This window comes from Geodermatophilus sp. SYSU D00684 (assembly GCF_054050455.1).
The window spans coordinates 63,554-84,087 of record NZ_JBJGZI010000023.1 but is presented as its reverse complement, the minus strand read 5'-3'; the positions used below and the strand labels follow the sequence as shown (position 1 = coordinate 84,087).

General features: G+C 77.5%; 22 protein-coding genes and 1 pseudogene. 12 read left to right on the top strand and 11 right to left on the bottom strand.

Features of this window, described 5'->3' with window-relative positions; all coding sequences use genetic code 11:
• Positions 1-51: 51 nt before the first annotated feature.
• The 3 genes from ACI79L_RS17265 to ACI79L_RS17255 are packed head-to-tail and all read right to left on the bottom strand — an operon-like array spanning position 52 to position 2,261.
• Positions 52-312: a hypothetical protein gene (locus ACI79L_RS17265; RefSeq protein WP_456937953.1), complete on the bottom strand. Its 261-nt coding sequence runs from the start codon at positions 310-312 to the stop codon at positions 52-54.
• Positions 207-1,559: a DUF222 domain-containing protein gene (locus ACI79L_RS17260; RefSeq protein ID WP_456937951.1), complete on the bottom strand. Its 1,353-nt coding sequence runs from the start codon at positions 1,557-1,559 to the stop codon at positions 207-209. Before ACI79L_RS17260 ends, ACI79L_RS17265 begins: the two co-directional genes overlap by 106 nt.
• 57 nt (positions 1,560-1,616) lie before the next feature.
• The gene (locus ACI79L_RS17255; protein ID WP_456937950.1) at positions 1,617-2,261 is read right to left on the bottom strand and encodes a hypothetical protein; all 645 of its coding nucleotides are present in this window, start codon (positions 2,259-2,261) and stop codon (positions 1,617-1,619) included.
• Positions 2,262-2,390: 129 nt separating this feature from the next.
• On the opposite strand from ACI79L_RS17255, the gene ACI79L_RS17250 reads away from it, so the two are divergent.
• From ACI79L_RS17250 to ACI79L_RS17240, 3 genes are read left to right on the top strand one after another with little or no spacing between them, the layout of a single operon-like run.
• Complete coding sequence (locus tag ACI79L_RS17250; protein WP_456937949.1) at positions 2,391-3,497, top strand: transcriptional regulator; 1,107 nt, start codon at positions 2,391-2,393, stop codon at positions 3,495-3,497.
• The gene (locus tag ACI79L_RS17245; protein ID WP_456937948.1) at positions 3,494-4,411 is read left to right on the top strand and encodes an ABC transporter ATP-binding protein; all 918 of its coding nucleotides are present in this window, start codon (positions 3,494-3,496) and stop codon (positions 4,409-4,411) included. Before ACI79L_RS17250 ends, ACI79L_RS17245 begins: the two co-directional genes overlap by 4 nt.
• A 16-nt stretch (positions 4,412-4,427) precedes the next feature.
• Complete coding sequence (locus tag ACI79L_RS17240; protein ID WP_456937947.1) at positions 4,428-5,240, top strand: ABC transporter permease; 813 nt, start codon at positions 4,428-4,430, stop codon at positions 5,238-5,240.
• On the opposite strand, the gene ACI79L_RS17235 is transcribed toward ACI79L_RS17240, so the two are convergent.
• A complete protein-coding gene (locus ACI79L_RS17235) occupies positions 5,237-6,043 on the bottom strand; it encodes an esterase/lipase family protein (protein WP_456937946.1) in 807 nt (268 codons plus the stop codon). The genes ACI79L_RS17240 and ACI79L_RS17235 overlap by 4 nt on opposite strands.
• 64 nt (positions 6,044-6,107) lie before the next feature.
• Here ACI79L_RS17235 and ACI79L_RS17230 point away from each other — a divergent pair, with 64 nt between their 5' ends.
• Positions 6,108-6,797 carry a CDP-alcohol phosphatidyltransferase family protein gene (locus ACI79L_RS17230; RefSeq protein ID WP_456937945.1) on the top strand — a complete coding sequence of 230 codons (690 nt, stop codon included), beginning with the start codon at positions 6,108-6,110 and terminating at the stop codon, positions 6,795-6,797.
• On the opposite strand, the gene ACI79L_RS17225 is transcribed toward ACI79L_RS17230, so the two are convergent.
• Positions 6,794-6,964, bottom strand: a complete 171-nt coding sequence (locus tag ACI79L_RS17225) for a hypothetical protein (protein ID WP_456937944.1) — start codon at positions 6,962-6,964, stop codon at positions 6,794-6,796. The genes ACI79L_RS17230 and ACI79L_RS17225 overlap by 4 nt on opposite strands.
• A gap of 110 nt (positions 6,965-7,074) precedes the next feature.
• Here ACI79L_RS17225 and ACI79L_RS17220 point away from each other — a divergent pair, with 110 nt between their 5' ends.
• Complete coding sequence (locus ACI79L_RS17220; protein WP_456937943.1) at positions 7,075-8,052, top strand: carbohydrate kinase family protein; 978 nt, start codon at positions 7,075-7,077, stop codon at positions 8,050-8,052.
• Positions 8,053-8,076: 24 nt separating this feature from the next.
• Here the strand turns inward: ACI79L_RS17220 and ACI79L_RS17215 are convergent, their stop codons facing one another.
• The 6 genes from ACI79L_RS17215 to ACI79L_RS17190 are packed head-to-tail and all read right to left on the bottom strand — an operon-like array spanning position 8,077 to position 13,412.
• Positions 8,077-8,736: a flavin reductase family protein gene (locus tag ACI79L_RS17215; protein WP_456937942.1), complete on the bottom strand. Its 660-nt coding sequence runs from the start codon at positions 8,734-8,736 to the stop codon at positions 8,077-8,079.
• A gap of 18 nt (positions 8,737-8,754) precedes the next feature.
• Positions 8,755-9,855: a glycosyltransferase gene (locus tag ACI79L_RS17210; protein ID WP_456937941.1), complete on the bottom strand. Its 1,101-nt coding sequence runs from the start codon at positions 9,853-9,855 to the stop codon at positions 8,755-8,757.
• Complete coding sequence (locus tag ACI79L_RS17205) at positions 9,852-10,655, bottom strand: carotenoid biosynthesis protein (RefSeq protein WP_456937940.1); 804 nt, start codon at positions 10,653-10,655, stop codon at positions 9,852-9,854. Before ACI79L_RS17205 ends, ACI79L_RS17210 begins: the two co-directional genes overlap by 4 nt.
• Complete coding sequence (locus tag ACI79L_RS17200; RefSeq protein ID WP_456937939.1) at positions 10,652-12,286, bottom strand: phytoene desaturase family protein; 1,635 nt, start codon at positions 12,284-12,286, stop codon at positions 10,652-10,654. Before ACI79L_RS17200 ends, ACI79L_RS17205 begins: the two co-directional genes overlap by 4 nt.
• Positions 12,287-12,288: 2 nt before the next feature.
• A complete protein-coding gene (locus tag ACI79L_RS17195; RefSeq protein ID WP_387994060.1) occupies positions 12,289-12,864 on the bottom strand; it encodes a GNAT family N-acetyltransferase in 576 nt (191 codons plus the stop codon).
• A gap of 14 nt (positions 12,865-12,878) precedes the next feature.
• On the bottom strand, positions 12,879-13,412 hold the full coding sequence (locus tag ACI79L_RS17190; RefSeq protein ID WP_456937938.1) for a YbaK/EbsC family protein: 534 nt from the start codon (positions 13,410-13,412) through the stop codon (positions 12,879-12,881).
• Between the two features lie 232 nt (positions 13,413-13,644).
• On the opposite strand from ACI79L_RS17190, the gene ACI79L_RS17185 reads away from it, so the two are divergent.
• From ACI79L_RS17185 to ACI79L_RS17155, 7 genes and pseudogenes are all read left to right on the top strand, one after another.
• On the top strand, positions 13,645-13,971 hold the full coding sequence (locus ACI79L_RS17185; RefSeq protein WP_456937937.1) for a DUF6504 family protein: 327 nt from the start codon (positions 13,645-13,647) through the stop codon (positions 13,969-13,971).
• Positions 13,971-14,450 carry an SAV_6107 family HEPN domain-containing protein gene (locus ACI79L_RS17180; protein ID WP_456937936.1) on the top strand — a complete coding sequence of 160 codons (480 nt, stop codon included), beginning with the start codon at positions 13,971-13,973 and terminating at the stop codon, positions 14,448-14,450. The genes ACI79L_RS17185 and ACI79L_RS17180 overlap by 1 nt, the downstream gene beginning before the upstream one ends.
• Positions 14,447-18,220, top strand: coding sequence for a DNA polymerase III subunit alpha (locus ACI79L_RS17175; protein ID WP_456937935.1), 3,774 nt, complete (start codon positions 14,447-14,449; stop codon positions 18,218-18,220). Before ACI79L_RS17180 ends, ACI79L_RS17175 begins: the two co-directional genes overlap by 4 nt.
• Positions 18,111-18,434, top strand: a pseudogene (locus ACI79L_RS17170) (VOC family protein); the annotation flags it as partial. The gene ACI79L_RS17175 and the pseudogene ACI79L_RS17170, both read left to right, overlap by 110 nt.
• Positions 18,435-18,437: 3 nt before the next feature.
• A complete protein-coding gene (locus ACI79L_RS17165; RefSeq protein ID WP_456937934.1) occupies positions 18,438-18,572 on the top strand; it encodes a hypothetical protein in 135 nt (44 codons plus the stop codon).
• A gap of 39 nt (positions 18,573-18,611) precedes the next feature.
• On the top strand, positions 18,612-19,361 hold the full coding sequence (locus ACI79L_RS17160; RefSeq protein WP_456937933.1) for a class I SAM-dependent methyltransferase: 750 nt from the start codon (positions 18,612-18,614) through the stop codon (positions 19,359-19,361).
• Positions 19,358-20,530 carry an alkaline phosphatase family protein gene (locus ACI79L_RS17155; protein ID WP_456937932.1) on the top strand — a complete coding sequence of 391 codons (1,173 nt, stop codon included), beginning with the start codon at positions 19,358-19,360 and terminating at the stop codon, positions 20,528-20,530. Before ACI79L_RS17160 ends, ACI79L_RS17155 begins: the two co-directional genes overlap by 4 nt.
• The last annotated feature ends 4 nt before the right edge of the window (positions 20,531-20,534 follow it).

The following is a 20,534-nucleotide window of genomic DNA, read 5'->3' as shown; positions in this document are numbered from 1 at the left end:
GTCGGCTCACCCCGTCCGGTGGTGAGCCGACGCCCGCACTGATCCCGTGACTCAGAACGGTGGCGGGTCGTCACGCGGGTCGGCCGGCGGCATCCCGGCGTCATCGGGCGGTGGGTCGGGTTCGGCGGGTGGTGGTCGCATGCCCGGTGGCCGGGTTGTCCGCTTGATACCGGACGGGGTGGTGACGGTGAGGGTGCCGTCGGCGCTCATGTGGAAGCGCCACCCCTTCGCGAAGGTCTTGAGGCGGTGGTGGCTGCGGCACAGGCAGCAGAGGTTGGCGCAGTCGGTGGGGCCGCCGTGGGCGTGTGGGATGACGTGGTCGGCGTCGGCCCAGCCGACCCGCTGGCCGCAGGTGGGGAAGCGGCAGGTGCGGTCGCGGTGTGTACGAACCGCTGCTGCGGCGCGGAGGGCGCGTAGCGGTCGGTCGGATCGGGCCGGCCCAGCACCGCGCAGTCACAGTCGGTGTCCGAGTGGTCGCGGCAGCCGACGCGGGCGAGGCGGCGGAGCTGGTCGAGGGTGGTGGTGGCGCGGAGGGTGCCGTCGTCGTCGACCAGGGCGAGGGTGACCGATCCGCCCTCCGGCGCGCGGACGCCGAGCGCGTCCAGGTGCTGGAGCAGTTCGCGCAGGTGCGCGGCGGTGATCGGCAGCCCGTTCACCGTCCCGGCCTCGGCGCTGCGCCCGGCCAGCGCGCTGAGGGTGGCGATGACCTGCAGGTGCGCGGTCACCGCGGAGCGGCCGGTCTCCCACGGGCGCCGCAGCAGATCGGCGTAGACCAGGGTGCGCAGCTGCCCGAGCGGGCGGGGATCGCCGTCGGCCTTGAGCATCCGGGCCAGCGCATCGACGAACGCGTGGTAGGCGGCGGCGACGTCGGCCCGGAGGTCGGCGGCGAGGATGGCCATGCCGTCGAACGGGCCGTCGTAGAGCCGCACGTCGGCGTGCCGTTGCGCGGTCTCCCGGCGGGCGTCGATGGCGTCGACGTCGGCGGCCTGCAGCAGCGCCAGCGCCCGCTCCCGGAGCTTGCGCACCGTCAGCGACGGGGCCTCGGGCAGCAGCCGGGCCTCGATCATCCGGGCGGTCACCGGGCCGGTGTGCTCGAGCACGTCGACCAGCGCCTTGGCACGCGCCTCGTCCAGAGTCCCGGCGGCCAGCGCCCCCCACGTGGCCGGCAGGTGCGAGCGGTACGTCCACGCCCGGTGCGCCAGGTGCGAGGCGGTGCCCCGGCCGACGTTGAGCACCACCGCCAGCTCGGCGGTGAAGAACTCCGACACCCCGGGCAGCTCGGGATCCGGCGCCCACGAACCACCCCTCGCACCGGGCGTGCCGGGCGCGGGGTCGGTGTCGGCCGGGCGGGCCTCGGCCAGGCGGAGCACCAGCTCCGCCTCGTACGCGGCCTCCATCGCCTTGCGCGCCTGCACCCGCTGCAGCTCGGCGGCGGCCTGCTCGTCCGACAGCAGAGAGACCGGCAGTCGCCCGATGGTGACCGGCTGGTCGAGGAGCACACCGACGAGCGCCCGTTCGATGGGCGAGACGTACTCCGCGACCTCCTCCCCACCCCGCACGCTACGACCGGGGGACGACAGTTCCCGCAGGTCAGCCTGCCGTGCGGCCGAAACGGATCACAGCACGCTGACGCGGCGGCCGGGCTCGAGGAGGTCGGCGGTCATGCGGGCCGCCCGGCGCAGCGCCTCGCGCTCGGCGGCGTACCCGCCGAGGACGCCGACCACCGGCAGCTGGGCGAGAGCCCGCGCGCCGATGCGCCCCTTGGGGCGGGCGTCGAGCGCCTCGTCGATGCGGCTGAGCAGCCGGGAGGCCCGCCAGATGGTGCGCACGATGCCCCGCAGGCCGGCCCGCTCCTCCTTCACGCCGATCGCGGTCTCGGTGTAGGCGCCGCGCACCCGTTCCAGCAGCGGGCGGACCCGGCCGGGCGGGAGGTCGCGGTCGAGCAGCACCTCCGACAGCAGGGAGACCCGCACGGCGGGGTCCGTGACGCCGTGCTCGTTGGCCACGCCGAGCACCACGAGCGACTGGACCGCCGTCCCGACGGTGTTCTGCAGCGGCAGGAGGTCGGCCAGCCGGCCGGCCACCCGCGGCAGGCTGCTCGCGACCGCGCCCACCTGGGCGGCCTGTTCGGCCCACCAGGCGTCGCGCTGGGTGGTCGGGAGGTCCGGTGGACGGGCCAACCGCCGCACGAGAGGGGCGGTCAGCCGGTCCAGCCGGCGCAGGACGTCGACGACGACGGCGTCGCTCAACGGAGGAGCCATGCCCCAGCGGTACCCCTTGGCGCGGCCGGTCCATGCGCGGGCGGTGCAGCGGCGACGCCGAGGCCGTCGGGCAGGGCGTTCCCCCGGCGCCGCGGGCCGCCCGTGCGCGGCGCTCGTACCGTGGCCGTCATGGCCGCACGCGGGTACGGGCGGGCCCGCCGCTGGTCGGTCGTGGTCGGGCTGGTCGCCGTCCTCGCGTCGCTGCCCGTGCTCGTGGGCGCGCTGCCGGCCGGCGACGCCGACGTCCCCGCCGCCGAGCTGCGGGACGCCGTCCTCGCCAGCGACGGCGTCGGCTTCTCCGGCTACGCCGTCTCCGCCGGCGGGCTCGCGCTGCCCGTGGGTGACCAGCTGCCCGCCGTCGCCGACCTGCTCAGCGACCGCACCGCGATGCGCGTCTGGTGGCGCGGACCCGAGGAGCACCGCGTCGACGTCGTGTCGGCGACGGGGGAGACCGGCGTGCACGCCGACGCGGGCGGCACGTGGACGTGGGAGTACGAGTCCGCGACCGCCACCCGCACCGCCCCGGCCCCGCTCGCCCTGCCCACGGCGCCGGACCTGGTGCCGGCGACCCTGGGCCGGCGGCTGCTGTCGGAGGCCGCCGACGACGAGCTGTCCCGGATCGGCGCCCGGCGGGTCGCCGGCCGCGACGCGCTCGGCCTGCGCCTGGTGCCCGCGGCGCCGGCCGCCTCGGTGGCGCACGTCGACGTCTGGGCCGACGCGGGCACGGGCCTCCCGCTGGCCGTGGAGGTCGTCGCCGACGGCGCGTCGGTCCCCGCCCTCGACACCCGCTTCCTCGACCTCGACCTGACCGTCCCGCCGCCCGGCGTCGTCGCGTTCGTCCCGCCGGCCGACGTGCGCGCCCGGGCCGGCCAGGACGCCGAGGGCCTGCTGCGCGAGGCCGACCGCCGGCTGCGGCTCGTCCCGCTGCCCCGCGAGCTGGCCGGCCTGCCGCGGCGGGAGCTGGCCGGGGCGCCGGAGGTGATCGGCGTGTACGGCAGCGGCGTGACGCTGCTGGCGGTGGCGCCGGTCCCCGGCCGGCTGGCGGCGGCCGTCCGCTCCGCGCTGGCCGCCTCGCCCGACGCCGTGCGCGACGAGCGCGGCACCCGGGTCGCCGTCGGCCCGCTCGGGCTGATGCTGCTCGACACCCCCGGCTCCGGCACCTACCTGCTGACCGGGACCGTCACCCTCGACGCGCTCGCCGACGCCGCGGCCGGCCTCCCGGGGGCGCCGTCGTGAGCTCGGTGATCGTCACCCGGGGACTGGTCAAGCAGTACGGCCGGGTGCGCGCGGTCGACGGCATCGACCTCGACGTCCGCGCCGGCGACGTCTACGGCTTCCTCGGCGCCAACGGCTCGGGCAAGACGACGACGGTGCGCATGCTGCTGGGCCTGGTGCTGCCCACCCGCGGCGAGGTCGAGCTGCTCGGCGAGCGGATGCCGCGGGCCGGGCGCCGGGTGCTGCCGCGCGTGGGCGCGCTGATCGAGGGCCCGGCGCACCACCGGCACCTGTCCGGCGCGGCCAACCTGGCGCTGCTCGACGCCGCCGGCCCGGGCGGCTCCCGCCGCACGCGGCGCCGGCGGATCGCCGAGGTGCTCGACCAGGTCGGCCTGGGCGGGGTGGGCCGGCGGAAGGTCGGCGCCTACTCGCTCGGCATGCGCCAGCGCCTGGGCCTGGCCGGGGCGCTGCTGCGCCGGCCGGAGCTGCTGGTCCTCGACGAGCCGACCAACGGCCTGGACCCGCAGGGCATCCACGAGATCCGCGAGCTGCTGCTCGACCTGCACCGCGGCGGGACGACGGTGTTCCTGTCCAGCCACCTGCTGGCCGAGGTCGAGCAGCTGTGCAGCCGGGTCGGTGTCCTCGACCGCGGGCGGCTGGTGCTGCAGGACGAGATCGCGCGGCTCACCGCGCCCACCGGCGCCACCGTCGTCGACACCCCGGCGCCCGAGCGGGTGCGCGCGGTCCTCGACGGGCGGGTGCTGGGCACCGACGGCGGCCGGGTGGTGGTGCGCGGGGCGGACCCGGCGGAGGTCAACGCGCTGCTGGTCGGCGCCGGCGTCCCGGTGGCGGGGCTGGCGCTGCAGCGGCCCACGCTCGAGGAGGTCGTGCTCGCCGCCGCGGGCACCAGCGCGGACCGGGTGGAGCGGGCGTGATCGGCAGGGAGCGGGTGTGATCGGCACGGAGCTGCGCAAGACCTTCGGCCGGCCGCGCACGTGGGCGACGATCGCCGTCCTCAACGCGCTGCCGGTGCTGGTGGCGGTGCTGCTGCAGGTCACCGACCTCGCGCCGCGGCCGGGCGAGGGCCCGCCGTTCCTGTCCGCCGTCCTCACCAACGGGCAGCTGTACCCGCTGGCCGCGCTGGCGATCGTGCTGCCGCTGTTCCTGCCGATCGCCGTCGCGGTGGTCAGCGGCGACGCCGTCGCGGGGGAGGCGCAGGCCGGGACGCTGCGGTACCTGCTCGCCCGTCCGGCGGGCCGCACCCGCCTGCTGGTGGCCAAGCTGGTCGCGGTGCTCGCGTTCGTCGTCGTGACCGTCGTGGTGGTCGCCGCCGTCGGCTACGGAGTCGGCCAGCTGCTGTTCGACGCGCGGCCGGTCGCGGGCGGCACGTCGGTGTCGGGCACGTCGCTGACGCCGGAGGAGCTGGCCGGCCGGACGCTGATGGCGATCGGCTACGTCGCCGTGTCGATGCTCGGCGTCGCGGCGTTCGGGCTGCTCTTCTCCACGCTCACCGACTCGCCGCTGGCCGCCGCGCTCGGCGCGCTGGCGGTGCTCGTGACCTCGTCGCTGCTGTTCACCCTCGACGCCGCCTCGCCGATCGCGCCCTACCTGCCCACGCGCTACTGGCTGGCGTTCGTCGACCTGTTCCGCGACCCGGTCCTGTGGCGCGACGTCGTCCGCGGGCTGGCGCTGCAGGGCGTGTACGTCGGCGTGCTGCTGACCGCGGCGTGGGCGAACTTCACCACCAAGGACGTGACCAGCTAGCCGCCGAGGCGGGCGCAGTCGGCCGGGCCCAGCGGGACGGGGTCGCCCGGCGCGAGCTCGGCCAGCACGATGGCCTGCACGAGCGGGTCGCGCGGCAGGTCGCCGTGGCCCACCTGCGCCTGCGCGCACACCGACTGCACGGTCAGGTTCAGCGCGCCGTCGAGGCGGGCGGAGTCCGGCGGGGTCACCGTGGCGTCCTGCGTCGTCCACACCGACACCCACGTCGGCCCGGCGGGCGTCTCGTCGTCGGCGTTGAGACCGGCGAGCAGCTCGCTGTCGGTGGCCAGCTGCCGGCAGGCCTCGGGGCACTGGCCGGGTGCGACGCCGGCGGCGAGGTCGGCCAGCGTGGTGCCGTGGTGCGGCGAGCCGAGGGTCACCACCCGGCGGGCCACCTCGGCGCCGTCACCGGCGGCCCACAGCCGGGCGACGACGCCGCCGGCGGAGTAGCCGACGAGGTCGACGCTCTCGGCGTCCGTCCGCTCGAGCGCGGCGTCCGCGGCGTCGTCCAGCGCGCCGGCCGCGGCGGTGAGGTCGCCGGTGCCGTTGCCCGGCAGCGCGACGACGGTGGCGTCGCGGCCCTCGGCGGTCAGCCGGTCGGCCAGCGGCCTCAGCGAGCCGGTGGCGCCGCCGTAGCCGGGGACCAGCAGCACCGGGCCGGGCTCCTCCTGCGACACCGGCGCGGCCGGGCCCGGTCCGTCCGCCCGGGTGAGGAGCAGGACGGTCGTCGCCACGGCGGCGACGAGGAGGAGGGCCAGCACGGCGAGGACCAGGCGGCGGCGGGCGGGGGACAGGCCGGCGAGCACCCGTCCACTGTCCCCGGTCCCGCTGGGGTCCACCCCGGCTGGGAGAGACTGCGCCGGTGAGAGGGTGCCCGTGCTGAGCCGCGACGAGTACCTCGCCGAGTGGTCGCGGTGGCACGGCGGCACCGACCCGGCCGCGAGCCGGCTGGTGCACGGCTGGCTGTCGCTGGCCTACGCGCTGGCCCGCGCGCTGTCCTGGCTGCCGCCGCTGGCCGCCACCGCGCTCGGCCTGCTGGTCGCGCTGGCCGCCGTCGGCCCGGCGCTGGCCGGCGGGGCGTGGCTGGTCGCCGCGGGTCTGCTGATCGGGCTGTCCGGGCTCCTGGACTCCCTCGACGGCGCGCTCGCGCTGGCCGGCGGGCGGGCGTCGCGGCGCGGCTACGTCCTCGACTCCGCCGTCGACCGGCTCACCGAGGCCGCGTACGCGCTCGCGCTGTGGGCGGCCGGGGCGCCGGGCTGGCTGGCCGCCGTCTTCGGGGCGCTGTGCTGGCTGCCGGACTACCTGCGCGCCCGGGCCGGGCAGGCCGGGGTGGCCGAGACCGGGGCGATCTCGGTGTGGGAGCGGCCCACCCGGGTGGCGATGGCCGGGTTCACCGTCGGCGGGGCCGGGATCGTCGCGGCCACCGGCCTGGACGCGCTCGCCGGCGTCGACGACGGCCCCGCGGTCGTGGTCACCGCCGGGGCCGCCGTCGGGGCGGTGCTCGGGCTGGTCGGGACCGCCCAGCTCGGCGTCTCGCTGCGCCGGGCGCTGGGGGACTAGTCGTTCGCCTCGGCGTGCTCGGTGAGGCGGTCCAGCGCCGACTGGTGGTCGGGCTCGGCGTCGCTGCGCCAGCCGCAGGCGCAGACGGCGACGTGGTCGCCGAGGCTGCCCTTGCCGTGGCCGAGGTCGAGCTTCTCCATGGTCGCGAGGGTGTGCTGGTCGCTCATGGGAGGGATCTACCCGTTCCGTCCCGGTGCACGCCGGGGCGCGTGTGACCGGGGCCGCCTTCTAGGGTTGCCGTGCTCGTCGTCCCACCCGCTCGCCCCGAGGAGCCCCCGTGCCCGTCGTCGTCACCGGCTCCATCGCCACCGACCACCTGATGACCTTCCCCGGTCGGTTCACCGAGCAGTTCGTCGAGGGCCAGATGGAGAACGTCTCCCTGTCCTTCCTCGTCGACGACCTCATCCAGCACCGCGGCGGCGCCGGCGCCAACATGGCCTACGGCCTGGGCCTGCTCGGCCTCTCGCCGGTCCTGGTCGGCTCGGTGGGCAGCGACTTCACCGACTACGACGCCTGGCTGACCCGGCACGGCGTCGACACCCACGCCGTGCGGTGGTCCGAGCTCAAGCACACCGCCCGCTTCGTGTGCACCACCGACGCGGTCAACAACCAGATCGCGTCCTTCTACTCGGGTGCGATGAGCGAGGCCGGCGAGATCGAGCTCGGGCCGGTCTGCGACCGCGTCGGCCACCCCGACCTCGTCGTCATCGGCCCCAACGACCCGAAGGCGATGGTGCGGCACACCCAGGAGTGCCGGGACCGCGGCTACCCCTTCGCCGCCGACCCCAGCCAGCAGCTGGCCTGGGCCGACGGCGAGATGATCCGCGAGCTGGTCGACGGCGCGGACCTGCTGTTCACCAACGAGTACGAGTCGGCGCTGCTCACCCAGAAGACCGGCTGGGACGCCGGCGAGATCCTCGCCCGGGTCGGCACCTGGGTCACCACCCGCGCCGCCAAGGGCGTGCTCGTGCGGCAGGAGGACGCCGCCCCGATCGAGGTCATCGCCGTCCCCGAGACCAAGCCGGTCGAGCCCACCGGCGGCGGCGACGCGCTGCGCGCCGGGTTCATCGCCGGGCGCACCTGGGGGCTGAGCCTGGAGCGGGCCACCCAGCTGGGCTCGGCGGTGGCCACCGAGGCCGTCGAGGTCGTCGGCACCCAGGAGTACGAGCTGCGCCGCGAGCCGTTCCTCCGGCGCTTCGCCGCGGCCTTCGGCGACGACGCCGCGGCCGAGGTCGCCGAGCACCTGCCCGCCTGACCTCCTCGCCCGGGTGGCGGGCGGTCAGCCGCCGCGGACCTGCTCGCCGATCGAGGGGTCCTCGGCCCACGTCGCGTAGGGGATGCGCGGGATCGCGCGCACCTCGCCGACGGTGCACCACTCGTTGCCGCCGAGCCGGGCCAGCGGCCGGAGCGCCTCGATCCGCGGGCGGCCGTCGCGGACGGCGTCGGCCCACACGCTGACCCACTCGACCCGGCCGAAGACGACGGTGCTGTCACCCAGCCGCAGCGTCGAGTGCAGCGTGCACTCGATGCTCACCGGCGACTGCGCCACCCGCAGCGCGCCCACCCGCTCGCTCGGCTCCAGCCGGATGCCGGCGGCCTCGGCCTCGCTCTGGTCGGGCGGGAAGTCGGTGCCGGTGGCGTTGGCCTGCTCGAACAGCTCCTCGGGCACCAGGTTGACCGTGAAGTCGCCGGTGGCCTCGACGTTGTTCAGCGAGTCCTTGCGGCCCACCGAGGTGAACTGCACGACCGGCGGCCGCACGCACGCCACCGTGTAGAAGGAGTGCGGTGCCAGGTTGTGCACGCCCTCGGCCGAACGGCTGCACACCCACGCGATCGGCCGCGGGACCACCACCGAGTTCATCACCCGGTAGAAGTCCGTGGGGCGCATGTCCCCGGGGTCGAAGGCGGTGCGGGCCGGGCTGCTCGAGGGCGAGGTCACGCCCCATCCTGGCCCGGGTCAGCGCAGCGCGCGTCCGCGCCAGGTGAGCGTGCCCCGCCGGTGCCCGGCCACCGACCCGGCCAGCAGCACGTCGAGGGCCAGCAGCGACAGCGGGTGCGCCAGGGCGTCGGGCCACACCCGCCCGCCGGTCGCCGCCGCGCTCACCGCCCGGCCGGCCACCCCGGCCAGCCAGCCGGCGAGGCCCGCCCGCGACCCGCGCAGCGCCGCCAGCGGCGGGACGACGCCGACGGCGGTCAGCACCGCCGCCGCGGCTCCCGACGCCGCCGGCGACCCGCCGACCGACGCCCACAGCGACTTGCCGTAGCCCTCCCGCATCGCCGCCCAGCCGTCGTACATCCGGCACTCGGCCAGTGCCGCGCCCGCCGCCGGCACCGCCCGCCCGCCGGACCGTTTGACCGCCCGCGCCAGCGCGACGTCCTCCACCACCTCCGTGCGCACCGCCGCGTGCCCGCGGGCGCGCAGGTAGCCGCGGCGGGTCAGGGCGAGGAACTGGCCGTTGGCCGCAGTCAGCGACGGCCGCGGCGAGCGCTCGGCCACCCGCAGCGGCAGCGTGGTCATCCACAGCCACGGCGACAGCGGCTGCACCAGCCGCTCGGCGAGGGTGCCCGCCACCGGTCGCGGCCACGGCGAGACCAGGTCCAGGCCGTGCGCCTCGAGCAGCCAGGCGGCGGCGGCCAGCGCGTCGGGCGCCACCCGGACGTCGGCGTCGAGGAAGACCAGCACGCCGTCGTCGGTGACCGTCTGCGCGCCCACCCAGCAGGCGTGCGGCTTGCCCAGCCAGCCCTCCGGCGGGTCCCCGGCCGGGACCAGCCGCACCCGCGGGTCGCCGGTGCCGCGGACGACGGCGGCGGTGCCGTCGGTGGAGCCGTCGTCGACGACGACCACCCGCAGGTCCGGGACGCCGGCCGAGGCGAGCACCGCGGCCAGGCAGTCGCCGACCTGCGTCTCCTCGTCGCGCACCGGCAGCACCACGGTGACCGGCCGGGTCGCCTCCGGCGGGTCGGCCGGCGGGCGGCGCAGCAGCGCGGCGTTGACCGCGGCGTGCGCGGCGCCGGCGACCGCCAGGCCGGACAGGACCCGGACGACCGCGCCGCTCATCGGCGGCGGGCCTGCACCGCGAGCACGGCCACGACGACGGCGGTCAGCGCCGCGCCCCACGCCGCGGAGCCGGGCAGGTCCAGCCAGACGGCGTGCGCGAGCGCCCCGCCGGCCACCATCCAGGCGATCACCAGCAGCGGCGTGGCGTCCACGGGGAGCGTCGGGGGGACGGTCGGGGGGACGACGAGCTCGAGCAGCGCCATGAGCACCAGCCCGGCCAGCAGCCAGCCGGCGAGGTTGGTCAGCGGCACGGTGTCGATGCCGGGCAGCCCCGGGGTGGGGTGCGCCCAGGTCCAGTAGCCGGCCTGCACCAGCTGCGGGTCCAGGACGACGTCCCAGCCGGCGAACACCGCCGCGGCGACGGCGACCCGCGCGCCCCGCCGCCGGCCCGGCCGCACCCGGCGGGTGAGCAGCCCGGCGAGCACACGGCTCGGCCAGGCCATCATCAGCCAGGCCAGCGGCACGAGGAACGGCACGCCGAGCAGCGTCGGGCCCAGCGCGTCGCTGTAGGAGTAGGAGCCGTAGGGGACGCCGGTGGCCAGCCCGACCGACTCGAACGCGACCGCGGTGACCGCCACCAGCCCGAGCACCGCGGCGCCGGCGCGCGCGCCGTGCGCGACGGCGGCCGAGGTCACCGACACCGCCGAGCCGAGCAGCACGATCGTCCAGGACACCGCGTCGCGGGCGGCGCCGTCGGTGAGGGGGTAGGCGATCGCCGCCAGCACCAGCAGGACCGCGAGGACCAGCGGCACCGGCGCCGGTGCGACGGCCCGTCGCACCGCCGCCGTCGCGGCGCTCACCGGGCCGCCCGCGCGAGCCGCCCCGCCGCGGCGCGGGCGCGGGCGAGCGGCCGGCGGTCGGCGAGCACCACCCGGGCCGCCGTCCGGCCGGAGTTGCCCGACACCCCGCCGCCGGGGTGGGTGGAGGCGCCGGCCAGGTACAGCCCGGCCAGGCCCGGCACCCGGTAGCCGGCCAGCGCCGGCGTCGGGCGCAGCGAGAACATGCTGGCCAGGCCCATCTCCACGTGCATGACGTTGCCACGCAGCAGCGACAGCTCGCGTTCCAGCAGCACCGGCGTCTGGACGTACACGTCCTGCACCGAGGCGGCGAAGCCGGGGGCGTACCGGTCGACGGCGGCCACCAGCCGCCGCGCCTCCGCCTCGGCGAGGGCGTCCCAGTCGCCGCCGTCGGCGAGCGCGTAGGGGTACCACTGGCCCCACACGGTGACCACGTGCCGCCCGGGCGGGGCGAGGGTGTCGTCGCTGGCGGAGAAGGACATCGCCAGCGGCACCGGCTCGCGGGGCAGCCGGCCGCCCAGCCAGTCGCCGTGCGCGGCGGCCAGCTGCGCGCGGTCGGTGCACAGCAGCTGCAGGCCCTGCGCCGACACGGCCGGGTCGACGCCGGGGTAGGCCGGCAGCGCGTCGGTGAGGCAGCGCAGCACCAGGCCGAAGCCGTTGCCCACCGGCGGGGCGGCGTCGGCCAGCGCCGGCGGGGCGTGGTCGCCGGCGAGATCGCGGGTGGCCAGCACGTGGCAGGCGGCGACGACGACCGGGGCCGCGATCCGCCGTCCGGAGACCGTCTCGACGCCGGTCACGCGGCCGCCGTCGACGAGCAGCCGCGCGGCGCCGTCGCCGAGGACGACCCGGCCCCCGTCGGCCTCCAGCCGGCGCCGGAGCGCCTGGGTGAGGCCGCCGGAGCCACCCACCGGGTGGCCCGGCGGGGTGTCGTGCAGCAGCGCCACCCAGGCGACCATCGCCGCGGTGCCCGGCTCGCTCATCGGCGGGCCGGACTGCGCGCCGAACCAGGCCAGCGCCGCCTTGAGCCGCTCGCTCCCGAACCACCGGTCCAGCAGCGCGTCGCCGGAGCCGAGGAAGTCAGCGGCGAGGTCGCCGCCGGGGGTGCGCGGGGCGTCGCCGGCCGGGGCGCCCAGCGGCCAGAAGGCGCGGGCCAGGCCCAGCGGGGTGGGCCGGCGGCCGAAGGAGTCGACGACGGCGCGGCTGCGCGGCCCCCACACGCCGACGAACCGGCGGTAGGCATCGGCGTCGTCGGGCCCGCAGGCGGCGGCGATCGAGGCGCAGGTGGCGTCGAGGTCGACGGAGAACACCAGCGGGCGGCCGTCCGGACCGGGGGCGCCGGGCGCCGGGGCGGGCGCGAAGCCCCACGGGTCGCAGTCCACGTAGCGCAGGCCGTGGGCGGCGAGGTCGAGCTCCTCGACGACGCCGCTGTGCCGGACGATCACGTGCGCGCTGGAGCCGCGGTCGACCCGGACCCCGGGCCAGCGCTCCACGGTCGACACCGCCCCGCCGAGGACGTCGTCGCGCTCGACCACCTCGACGGCCAGCCCGGCGCGCGCCAGGTAGCAGGCGGCGACCAGCCCGTTGTGGCCGGCGCCGACGACGACGGCGTCGACGGCCCGGTCCGGCCCCCGCACGCTCAGGTGCCGGGGACCGGCCGCAGCGGCAGCCGGGCGCCGAGGATGGCGAAGGGCCGGGCGTCCCCGGGGAAGTGGTGGCCGCGGGCGAGGTCGACGAACCCGTCGGCGTGGTACAGCCGGAACGCCTTGGTGTCGGCGTCGGGGGTGGACAGCAGCGCGGCCGGCGCGTCCACGCCCTCGACCAGCGCGTGCAGCAGCCGCCGGCCCAGTCCGCGGCTCTGCGCCTCGGGGTGCACGTGCAGCTCGCACACCTCGAACGCGCCGGGCAGCCAGCGCTTGGCGGTGCGCCGGTCCAGCGCCGCGCGCACCTGGTCGTGCCACCACTGGCCGGGGGCGACGAGGTAGCCGTAGCCGAAGCCGACCAGCTGCTCGCCGTCCGGGGTCGCGGCGAAGGCCCCGACGGCGCGGAAGCCGGGGCGCTCGGTGTGCTGGACGGCGTAGCCGTAGCGGCCGGCGACCACCGAGGCGTCGTAGCCCATCGCCTCGCCGTAGATGGCCAGCGCCTCGTGCATGTGCTCGCGCAGCCAGCCTGCGGGCAGTTCGGTCACCCGCGTCGCGGGCGTCGTGCCGGTCACGGGGTTCTCCTCGGTCACGGGCCCACCGCGGCGGGGTGGGGAGCGGCGGCCGGACCGTCGGCGGTCGGGCCGCTCCCGACCTCGGCGGGGGTGCCGGCGGTCAGTCGCAGCAGCTCGTCGTAGCTGGTGGGGAAGACGGCGGACGGGTGGCCGGCGGCGGCCCACACCCGGTCGTACCGGGCCAGCTCGACGTCGACGAGGGTGCCGATCGGCGCCGGATGGCCGACCGGGGCGACCCCGCCGATCGGCTGGCCGGTGTGCTCGCGGACGAAGCCGGCCGAGGCGCGCTCCACGCGGGGCACGCCGAGCAGGGCGGCCACCTTCGCGACGTCGACCCGGTGCGCGCCGCTGGTCAGCACGAGCAGCGGCTGCCCGCCGACGTCGAACACCAGGCTGTTGGCGATGGCCCCGACCGGGACGCCGAGCTGCGCGGCGGCCGCGGTGGCGGTGTGCGCGCCGTCGGCGAGCTCGTGGACCCGCCCGGTGGCGCCGGCCCCGGCGAGCAGGCCGGCGATCGCGGCCACCCGGGGGTGGGCGGGTCGGCTCATGCGCTGATCCTGCCATCGCTGTCGTACCCCCGCCGTACCGTCCGGCACGCGGGCGGGAGGGGCTCCTCCCGGGGAGGACGCGGGAGCGCGTCCGGCTTGACGGGACCGGCGCGGTCGGGTCTACTCGAGGTGTTCGAACACACGTTCGAACAGGTCGGCCACCGCCCCGGGACCTTCCCCGCCCGGGCGGTGGGCGGACCGTCGAGACGCGGCACGGGGTGGGGAGACGGGCATGAGCCGGGTGCTGGGTGACGTCGGCGAGCGGGCCGGCGAGGAGGTGCAGGTCGAGCGCGGTCCGCTCGGGCCGGCGCAGTTCTGGCGTGGGCAGGGCCGCTACGTCGTCGGCGAGCTGCTCGACTCGTGGGTCGAGACCGCGCCGTGGTGGCAGCGGGCCGCCGGCACCCCCGGCGGCGCCTCGGCCGACCTGGTCGCCCCCCGCGAGGTGTTCCGGGTGGAGGCGCTGCGGGCCGGCCGCTCGCGGATGAGCTTCGCCGGTGTCTACGACCTGTGCTGGGACGCCGCGGACAACCGCTGGTCTCTCGTGCGGGTGCACGACTGATGGGCGCCGTGCACGCCATGGCCCAGCAGCTGCCCCTGCCCCCGCCGCTCCCGGCGGCCGCGGGCCAGTTGCTGGACCAGGCCACCCGGGCCCTGGCCGAGGCCCGGCACGCCCCCGACGCGTGCCGCCGCTACGCCACCGCGCACCTGGCGGCGCTGCGGGCCGCCGCGGGCGTGCTGGCCGCCCGCACCCGGCCGGAGAGCGGCCGCCGCCGGCCGCGCAGCGCCTGGGTGCTGCTCGAGCAGGTCGCCCCCGAGCTGGGGGAGTGGGCCACCTTCTTCGCCGCCGGCGCGGCCAAGCGCGCCGCCGCCGAGGCCGGGCTGTCCCGCGCGGTCACCGAGCGCGAGGCCGACGACCTGGTCCGCGACGCCGGGACCTTCCTCGCCGTGGTCGAGGAGCTGCTGGCCACCACGCCCGAGCCGGCGCCCCGGCCGCGCGTGGTCGGCGGCACCGCCCACCGTCCCGCCCGCGGGCGGTGAGCGGGGACCCCTTCGTCCACCTGCACGTCGCCTCCGGCTACTCCCTGCGGTACGGGGCCAACCACCCGGCCGACCTGGTCGCGCGCGCCGCCGAGCACGGCATGACGGCGCTGGCGCTGACCGACCGCGACGGTCTCTACGGCGCGGTCAAGTTCGCGCTGGCCTGCCGGTCGGCCGGGCTGCGGCCGGTCTTCGGCGTCGATCTCGCGGTCGCGCCGACGGTGGACACCACCGTGCCGCCGGCGCGGGCGCACGTGCTGGGCGAGGACGAGTTCTCCCTGCGCCGCACCGGGCGCGCCCCCGCGCGGCCGGCGCCGGCGCGGCGCCACCCCGTGCGGGGCGGCGCCGGCGTCGACCCGCGGCTGCCGCGGGTCACCTTCCTCGCCCGCGACGGCGCCGGCTGGCGCTCGCTGTGCCGGCTGACCAGCGCCACGCACCTGCGCGGCACCCGCGGCGAGCCGGTGGCCTCGCTCGCGCTGGCCGCCGAGCACGCGCCCGGGCTGGTCGCGGTGCTGGGGCCGGACTCGCCGGTGGGCCGGGCGCTCGCGGCCGGGCGGGCCGACGTCGCGTCCGCGCGGCTGGACGCCTGGCGGTCGGTGTTCGGGCCGGGCTCGCTGGTGCTGGAGGTGGTGCACCACCGCGGCCGGGGCGACCGCTCCCGCGCCCAGCGGCTGCTGCGCTTCGCCGAGGAGGAGGGCGTGCCGGCGGTGCTCACCAACGCCGTCCGCTACGTCGACGCCCTCGACGCGCCCACCGCCGACGTCCTCGACGCCTCCCGGCAGCTGGTCGCCCTCGACACGCGGCACGTCGACCGGCGCACCGCCGAGGGCTACCTCAAGTCGGGCAAGGAGATGGCCGAGGTCGCCGCGGACCTCGCCGGCCCCGACCGCGACGCCGCGCTGCGGCTGACCGAGCGCACCGCCCGGCTGGCCGAGCAGTGCGCCGTCGACGTCCGCGAGGACCTCGGCATCGGCACCGTGCGCTATCCCGAGCTCGACGTCGTCACCGCGCCCGGCGAGCAGGGGATGGACCCCTCCGAGGTGCTGCGCGCCCGCTGCGAGGCCGGGCTCGGCCGGCGCGGGATGGCCCGCACGGCGCGGGTGACCCGGCGGCTCGAAAAGGAGCTCGCCGTCATCGACTCCCTGGGCTACCCCTCCTACTTCCTCACCGTCGCCGACGTCGTCGACCTCATCAAGGGCCTGCGGGTCCGGGCGGCCGCGCGCGGGTCGGGCGCGGGCAGCCTGGTCACCTACCTGCTCGGCATCTCCGACGTCGACCCGATCCGCTACGGCCTGCTGATGGAGCGGTTCCTCTCCCCGCTGCGCCACCAGCTGCCCGACATCGACATCGACGTGGAGTCCGCCCGGCGGATGGAGGTCTACGACGCGGTCCTCGACCGCTTCGGCGCCCACCGGGTCAGCTGCATCTCGATGATGGACACCTACCGGGTGCGGCACGCCATCCGCGACGTCGGCGCCGCGCTCGGCCTGCCGCCGGCCGAGATCGACGCCGTCGCCAAGGCCTTCCCGCACGTCCGGGCCAACCAGGTGCACGCCGCCCTGCGCGACCTGCCGGAGCTGCGGGCCAGCCGGATGGGCTCCCGGCGCGGCGGCGGCACCGGCGACCTCGACCTGCTGTTCGACCTGGTCGCCCGGCTCGACGGCCTGCCCCGGCACATCGCGCTGCACCCGTGCGGCGTGCTGCTGTCCGACGCCACGCTGCTCGACCGCACGCCGGTGGAGAGCAGCTACCTCGGCTACCCGATGAGCCAGTTCGACAAGGACGACGTCGAGGAGCTCGGGCTGCTCAAGCTCGACCTGCTCGGCATCCGGATGCAGTCGGCGATCGCGCACGCCCTCGACGAGGTGGCCCGGGTCGACGACACCGCCGTCGACATCGACGCCGTCCCGCGCGACGACCCGACGACCTTCGAGCTCATCCGCAGCACCCGGACCCTCGGCATGTTCCAGATCGAGTCGCCGGGGCAGCGCGAGCTGGTCGGCAAGTTCGGGCCGGAGACGTTCGAGGACATCGTCATCGACATCTCGCTGTTCCGGCCGGGGCCGGTGAAGAGCGACATGGTGACGCCGTTCCTGCTGGCCCGGAACGGCTGGCAGGACCCGGTCTACCCGCACGAGGACCTCGCGCCGTTCCTGCGGGAGACCGCCGGCGTCGTCGTCTTCCACGAGCAGGTGCTGCAGATCGTGGCGCAGATGACCGGCTGCGACCTCGCCCAGGCCGACGAGGCGCGCCGCGCGCTGGGCGACAGGGAACTGCACCCGGAGGTGCGGGCCTGGTTCGTGCCCGAGGCGCTGCGGCGCTACCCGGTCGACGTCGTGGAGAAGGTGTGGGAGGTGCTCGTCGCCTTCGGCTCGTTCGGGTTCTGCAAGGCGCACGCGGCCGCGTTCGCGCTGCCCACCTACCAGTCGGCGTGGCTGAAGACCCACCACCCGGCGGCCTTCCTCGCCGGGGTGCTCACCCACGACCCGGGCATGTACCCGAAGCGGCTGATCCTCGACGACGCCCGCAACTTCGGGATCCGGGTGCTGGGCCTCGACGTCAACGCCTCGGCCGGCACCTACCGGGTGGAGCGGCTGGCGCCGGAGGACCGGCGGGAGGACTGGCGGCGGCCGGAGTGGATGCCCGCGGCGATGCCCGACCCGTCGGCCTACGGGATCCGGCTGTCGCTCACCGACGTCAAGGGGATCGGCGAGGACGAGGTGGAGCGGATCGTTGCCGGGCAGCCCTACCGGTCGCTGACCGACTTCTGGTCGCGGGCCGCGGTGTCCCGGCCGGTGGTCGAGCGGCTGGTGCTCGCCGGCGGGTTCGACTCGCTCTACGGGTTCGGTGTCCGCGACCGCGAGGCCGGCCGGCCCACCCGCTCCCGCCGGTCGGTGACCCGCCGCGACCTGCTGCTGCAGATCAGCGAGCTGGACCGGTGGAGCCGCAGCGGGGCGAGGGCCGGGTCGGTGGGGCAGCTCAGCCTGGACCTGCTGGGCCTGGAGTCCGCGGAGGAGGCCGGCCCGGAGGAGGCCGGTCCGGTGGAGACCGGCCCGGGGTGGGGCGGGGGGTCCGGGCTGCCGGAGTTCACCGACGCCGAACTGGTGCGCGCCGAGCTGGAGGTGCTCGGGCTGGACGCCAGCCGGCACGTCGTCGACTTCTACCGGCCGTTCCTCTCGGCGGTCGGCGCGGTGCCGGCGGGGGAGCTGCTCGGCGCCCGCAGCCACGCCGAGGTGCTGGTGGCCGGGGTCAAGGTGGCCACCCAGACCCCGCCGATCCGGTCGGGGCGCCGGGTGGTGTTCGTGACCCTCGACGACGGCACCGGCTGCACCGACTCGACCTTCTTCGAGGACGTGCAGGGCCCCTACGCGGCGACGGTGTTCCACTCCTGGCTGCTGGTGATCCGCGGGGTGCTGCGGCGCACCGGCCCGCGCGGGGTGTCGATCCGGGCCACCGGCGCCTGGGAGCTGCCCGCGCTGTTCGAGGCCTGGGAGACCGGCGGCCTGGCCGCGGTGGCCGAGCACATGGCCGCGCCGGGGGAGTACACCGACCAGGCCATCGCCGGGGCGGCGGCCTCGCACGGCTCGCGGCCGGTGGTGGTCAAGCCGGTGCTCGTGCACCCGACCGGCTTCCGGATGTCGCCGTACGCGGACGTCAAGCCTGCCGGGGCCGACGCCGCGACCGCGGCCCGCCGCGCCGCGGCGCAACGGAGCGCCGCGGCGGCGCCCCGCAAGCTCTGGCACTCCAGCCCGGGCAGCTCGGGCCACTAGAGGACTCCTGTACCCCGGTGGCCCGTTCTCCCTGCCCGAACGGGCCACCGGGGTACGGCGGTGCCGCCCCGCACCGGCTCGCCCGCCCCGATCCGGCCCACCAGCCCGGACGCGACCGCTGCGCCAGGCCCGGCCGACCGGGGACCGGCTCACCGACGGCGGCGAGGAGGCGCCCTGCGGCTGGCTCGAGGACCGCTTCGGCGTCTCCTGGCAGGTCGTGCCCGTCCGGCTGCTGGAGCTGCAGGCCGACCCCGATCCCGACCGGCGGCGGCGCGCGGTCGAGGCGATGTCCACCATGCGCAAGATCGTCATCGCCGATCTCGAGCGGGCCGCCGACTCCGTCTCCGCCTAGACGGGGAACCGGTGCCGCCCCGCCACTAGGGTCGGACGGGTGACCGCCCCCGCACCGTCCACCGGCGAGCAGCTGCCCGTCCGGACCGCCGCGGTCTGGGCCGCGCTCGACCCGCTGGCCGGCGCGGGGACCCCGCTGCGGGTCCTCGACGTCGGCGGCGGCAGCGGCGTCTTCGCCGTCCCGCTGGCCCGCCGCGGCCACGAGGTCACCGTCGTCGACCCCAGCGCCGACGCGCTGGCCACCCTCGGGCGCCGGGCGCAGACCGCCGGGGTCGGCGACCGGGTCCGCGGCCTGCAGGGCGACGGCGACCTGCTGCACGAGCTGCCGCTGGGCAGTGACGGTCCCGACGGCGGCTACGACCTCGCGCTGTGCCACGCGGTGCTCGAGGTGGTCGACGACCCCGCCACCACCCTCGGCGAGATCACCCGCGCGCTGCGCCCCGGCGGCCACGTGAGCGTGGCGACCGCCAACCGGGCCGGCGCCGTCCTCGCCCGCGCGCTGGGCGGCCACCCCAAGGAGGCGCTGGCCCTGCTCGAGGACCGCGACCCCGCCCCCGGCCGCACCCGCCCCGCCCGCCGCCGGTTCGGCTCCGAGGACCTGCTCGCGCTGCTGCGGAACGCCGGGCTCGAGCCGGAGGAGTGGCGCGGCGTCGCCGTCGTCGCCGACCTGCTCGACGCGAGTTCCGGCGCCGACCCCGAGGCCGTCCGCCGCCTCGAGCTCGCGCTGGCCGGCACCTCGCCCTACCGCGACGTCGCCGCCGGCCTGCACGTCCTGGCCCGCCGCCCGTGACGGCGCTGCCCCCGGACCTCGTCCGCCCCGCCTACGGGGCGGCCAGCCTCGCCGACGTCCTGCCCGGCGCGGCCGCCGCGCTGGGGGTCGGCGTCGACCGCGGTGGCCTGCCCGCCGACCCGCTCGGCCTCACCGCCGCGCTGGCCGGCGCCCGCCGGGTCGCGGTCCTGCTCGTCGACGGCCTCGGCGAGCACCTGCTGCGCGCGCACGCGCACCTCGCCCCGGCCCTCGCCGCCCTGGCCACGCCCGCCGGCGACCTCGCCGCCCCCTGTCCGAGCACCACCCCGGTCAGCCTGGCCACGCTCGGCACCGGCGTCCCCCCGGGCGGGCACGGCGTCCTCGGCTTCGTCACCGCCGTCCCCGGCGAGGACCGGCTGCTCAACCACGTCCAGTGGGGCGACGACCCCGACCCCCGCGACTGGCAGCCCCGCCCGACGGTCTTCGAGCAGGCCGCGGCCGCCGGCCTGCCGGTCACCGCGGTCGCCCCCTACGCCTACGCGGGCTCCGGCCTCACCACCGCCGTGTACCGGGGCGCGGCCTACGCGGGCACGGTCAGCGCCGGCGACCTCGCGGCGGTGCTGCTGCGGTCGCTGGCCGCCACCCCCACCGGGCTGGTCTACGGCTACACCCCCGAGCTCGACCTCACCGGCCACGTGCGCGGGGTCGACTCCGACAGCTGGCGGGTTCAGCTGACGCTGGTCGACCGGGTGGTCGAGCAGGTGGTCGCCGGCCTGCCCGACGACGCCGCCCTGCTGGTCACCGCCGACCACGGCATGCTCGACGTCCCCGCCGGCACCCGCGTCGACGTCGACGACGAGCCCGCCCTGCTCGACGGCGTCGCGCTGCTGGCCGGCGAGCCCCGCGCCCGCTACGTGCACACCGTCCCGGGCGCCGCCGCCGACGTCCTCGACGCCTGGCGCGGCGTGCTCGGCGACCGGGCCTGGGTGGCCGGGCGGGAGGAGGCGGTCGCCAGCGGGGTGTTCGGCGCCGTCGGCGAGGGGATGGCCGCCCGCATCGGTGACGTCGTCGCGCTCGCCCGCGGCCCGTGGGCGGTCACCGCCTCGGCGACCGAGCCGGGACCGAGCCGGCTGGCCGCCTACCACGGGTCGCTCACCGACGCCGAGGTCGCGATCCCGCTGCTGCTCGCCCGCGGCCGCGCGCTCGCCTAGCGGC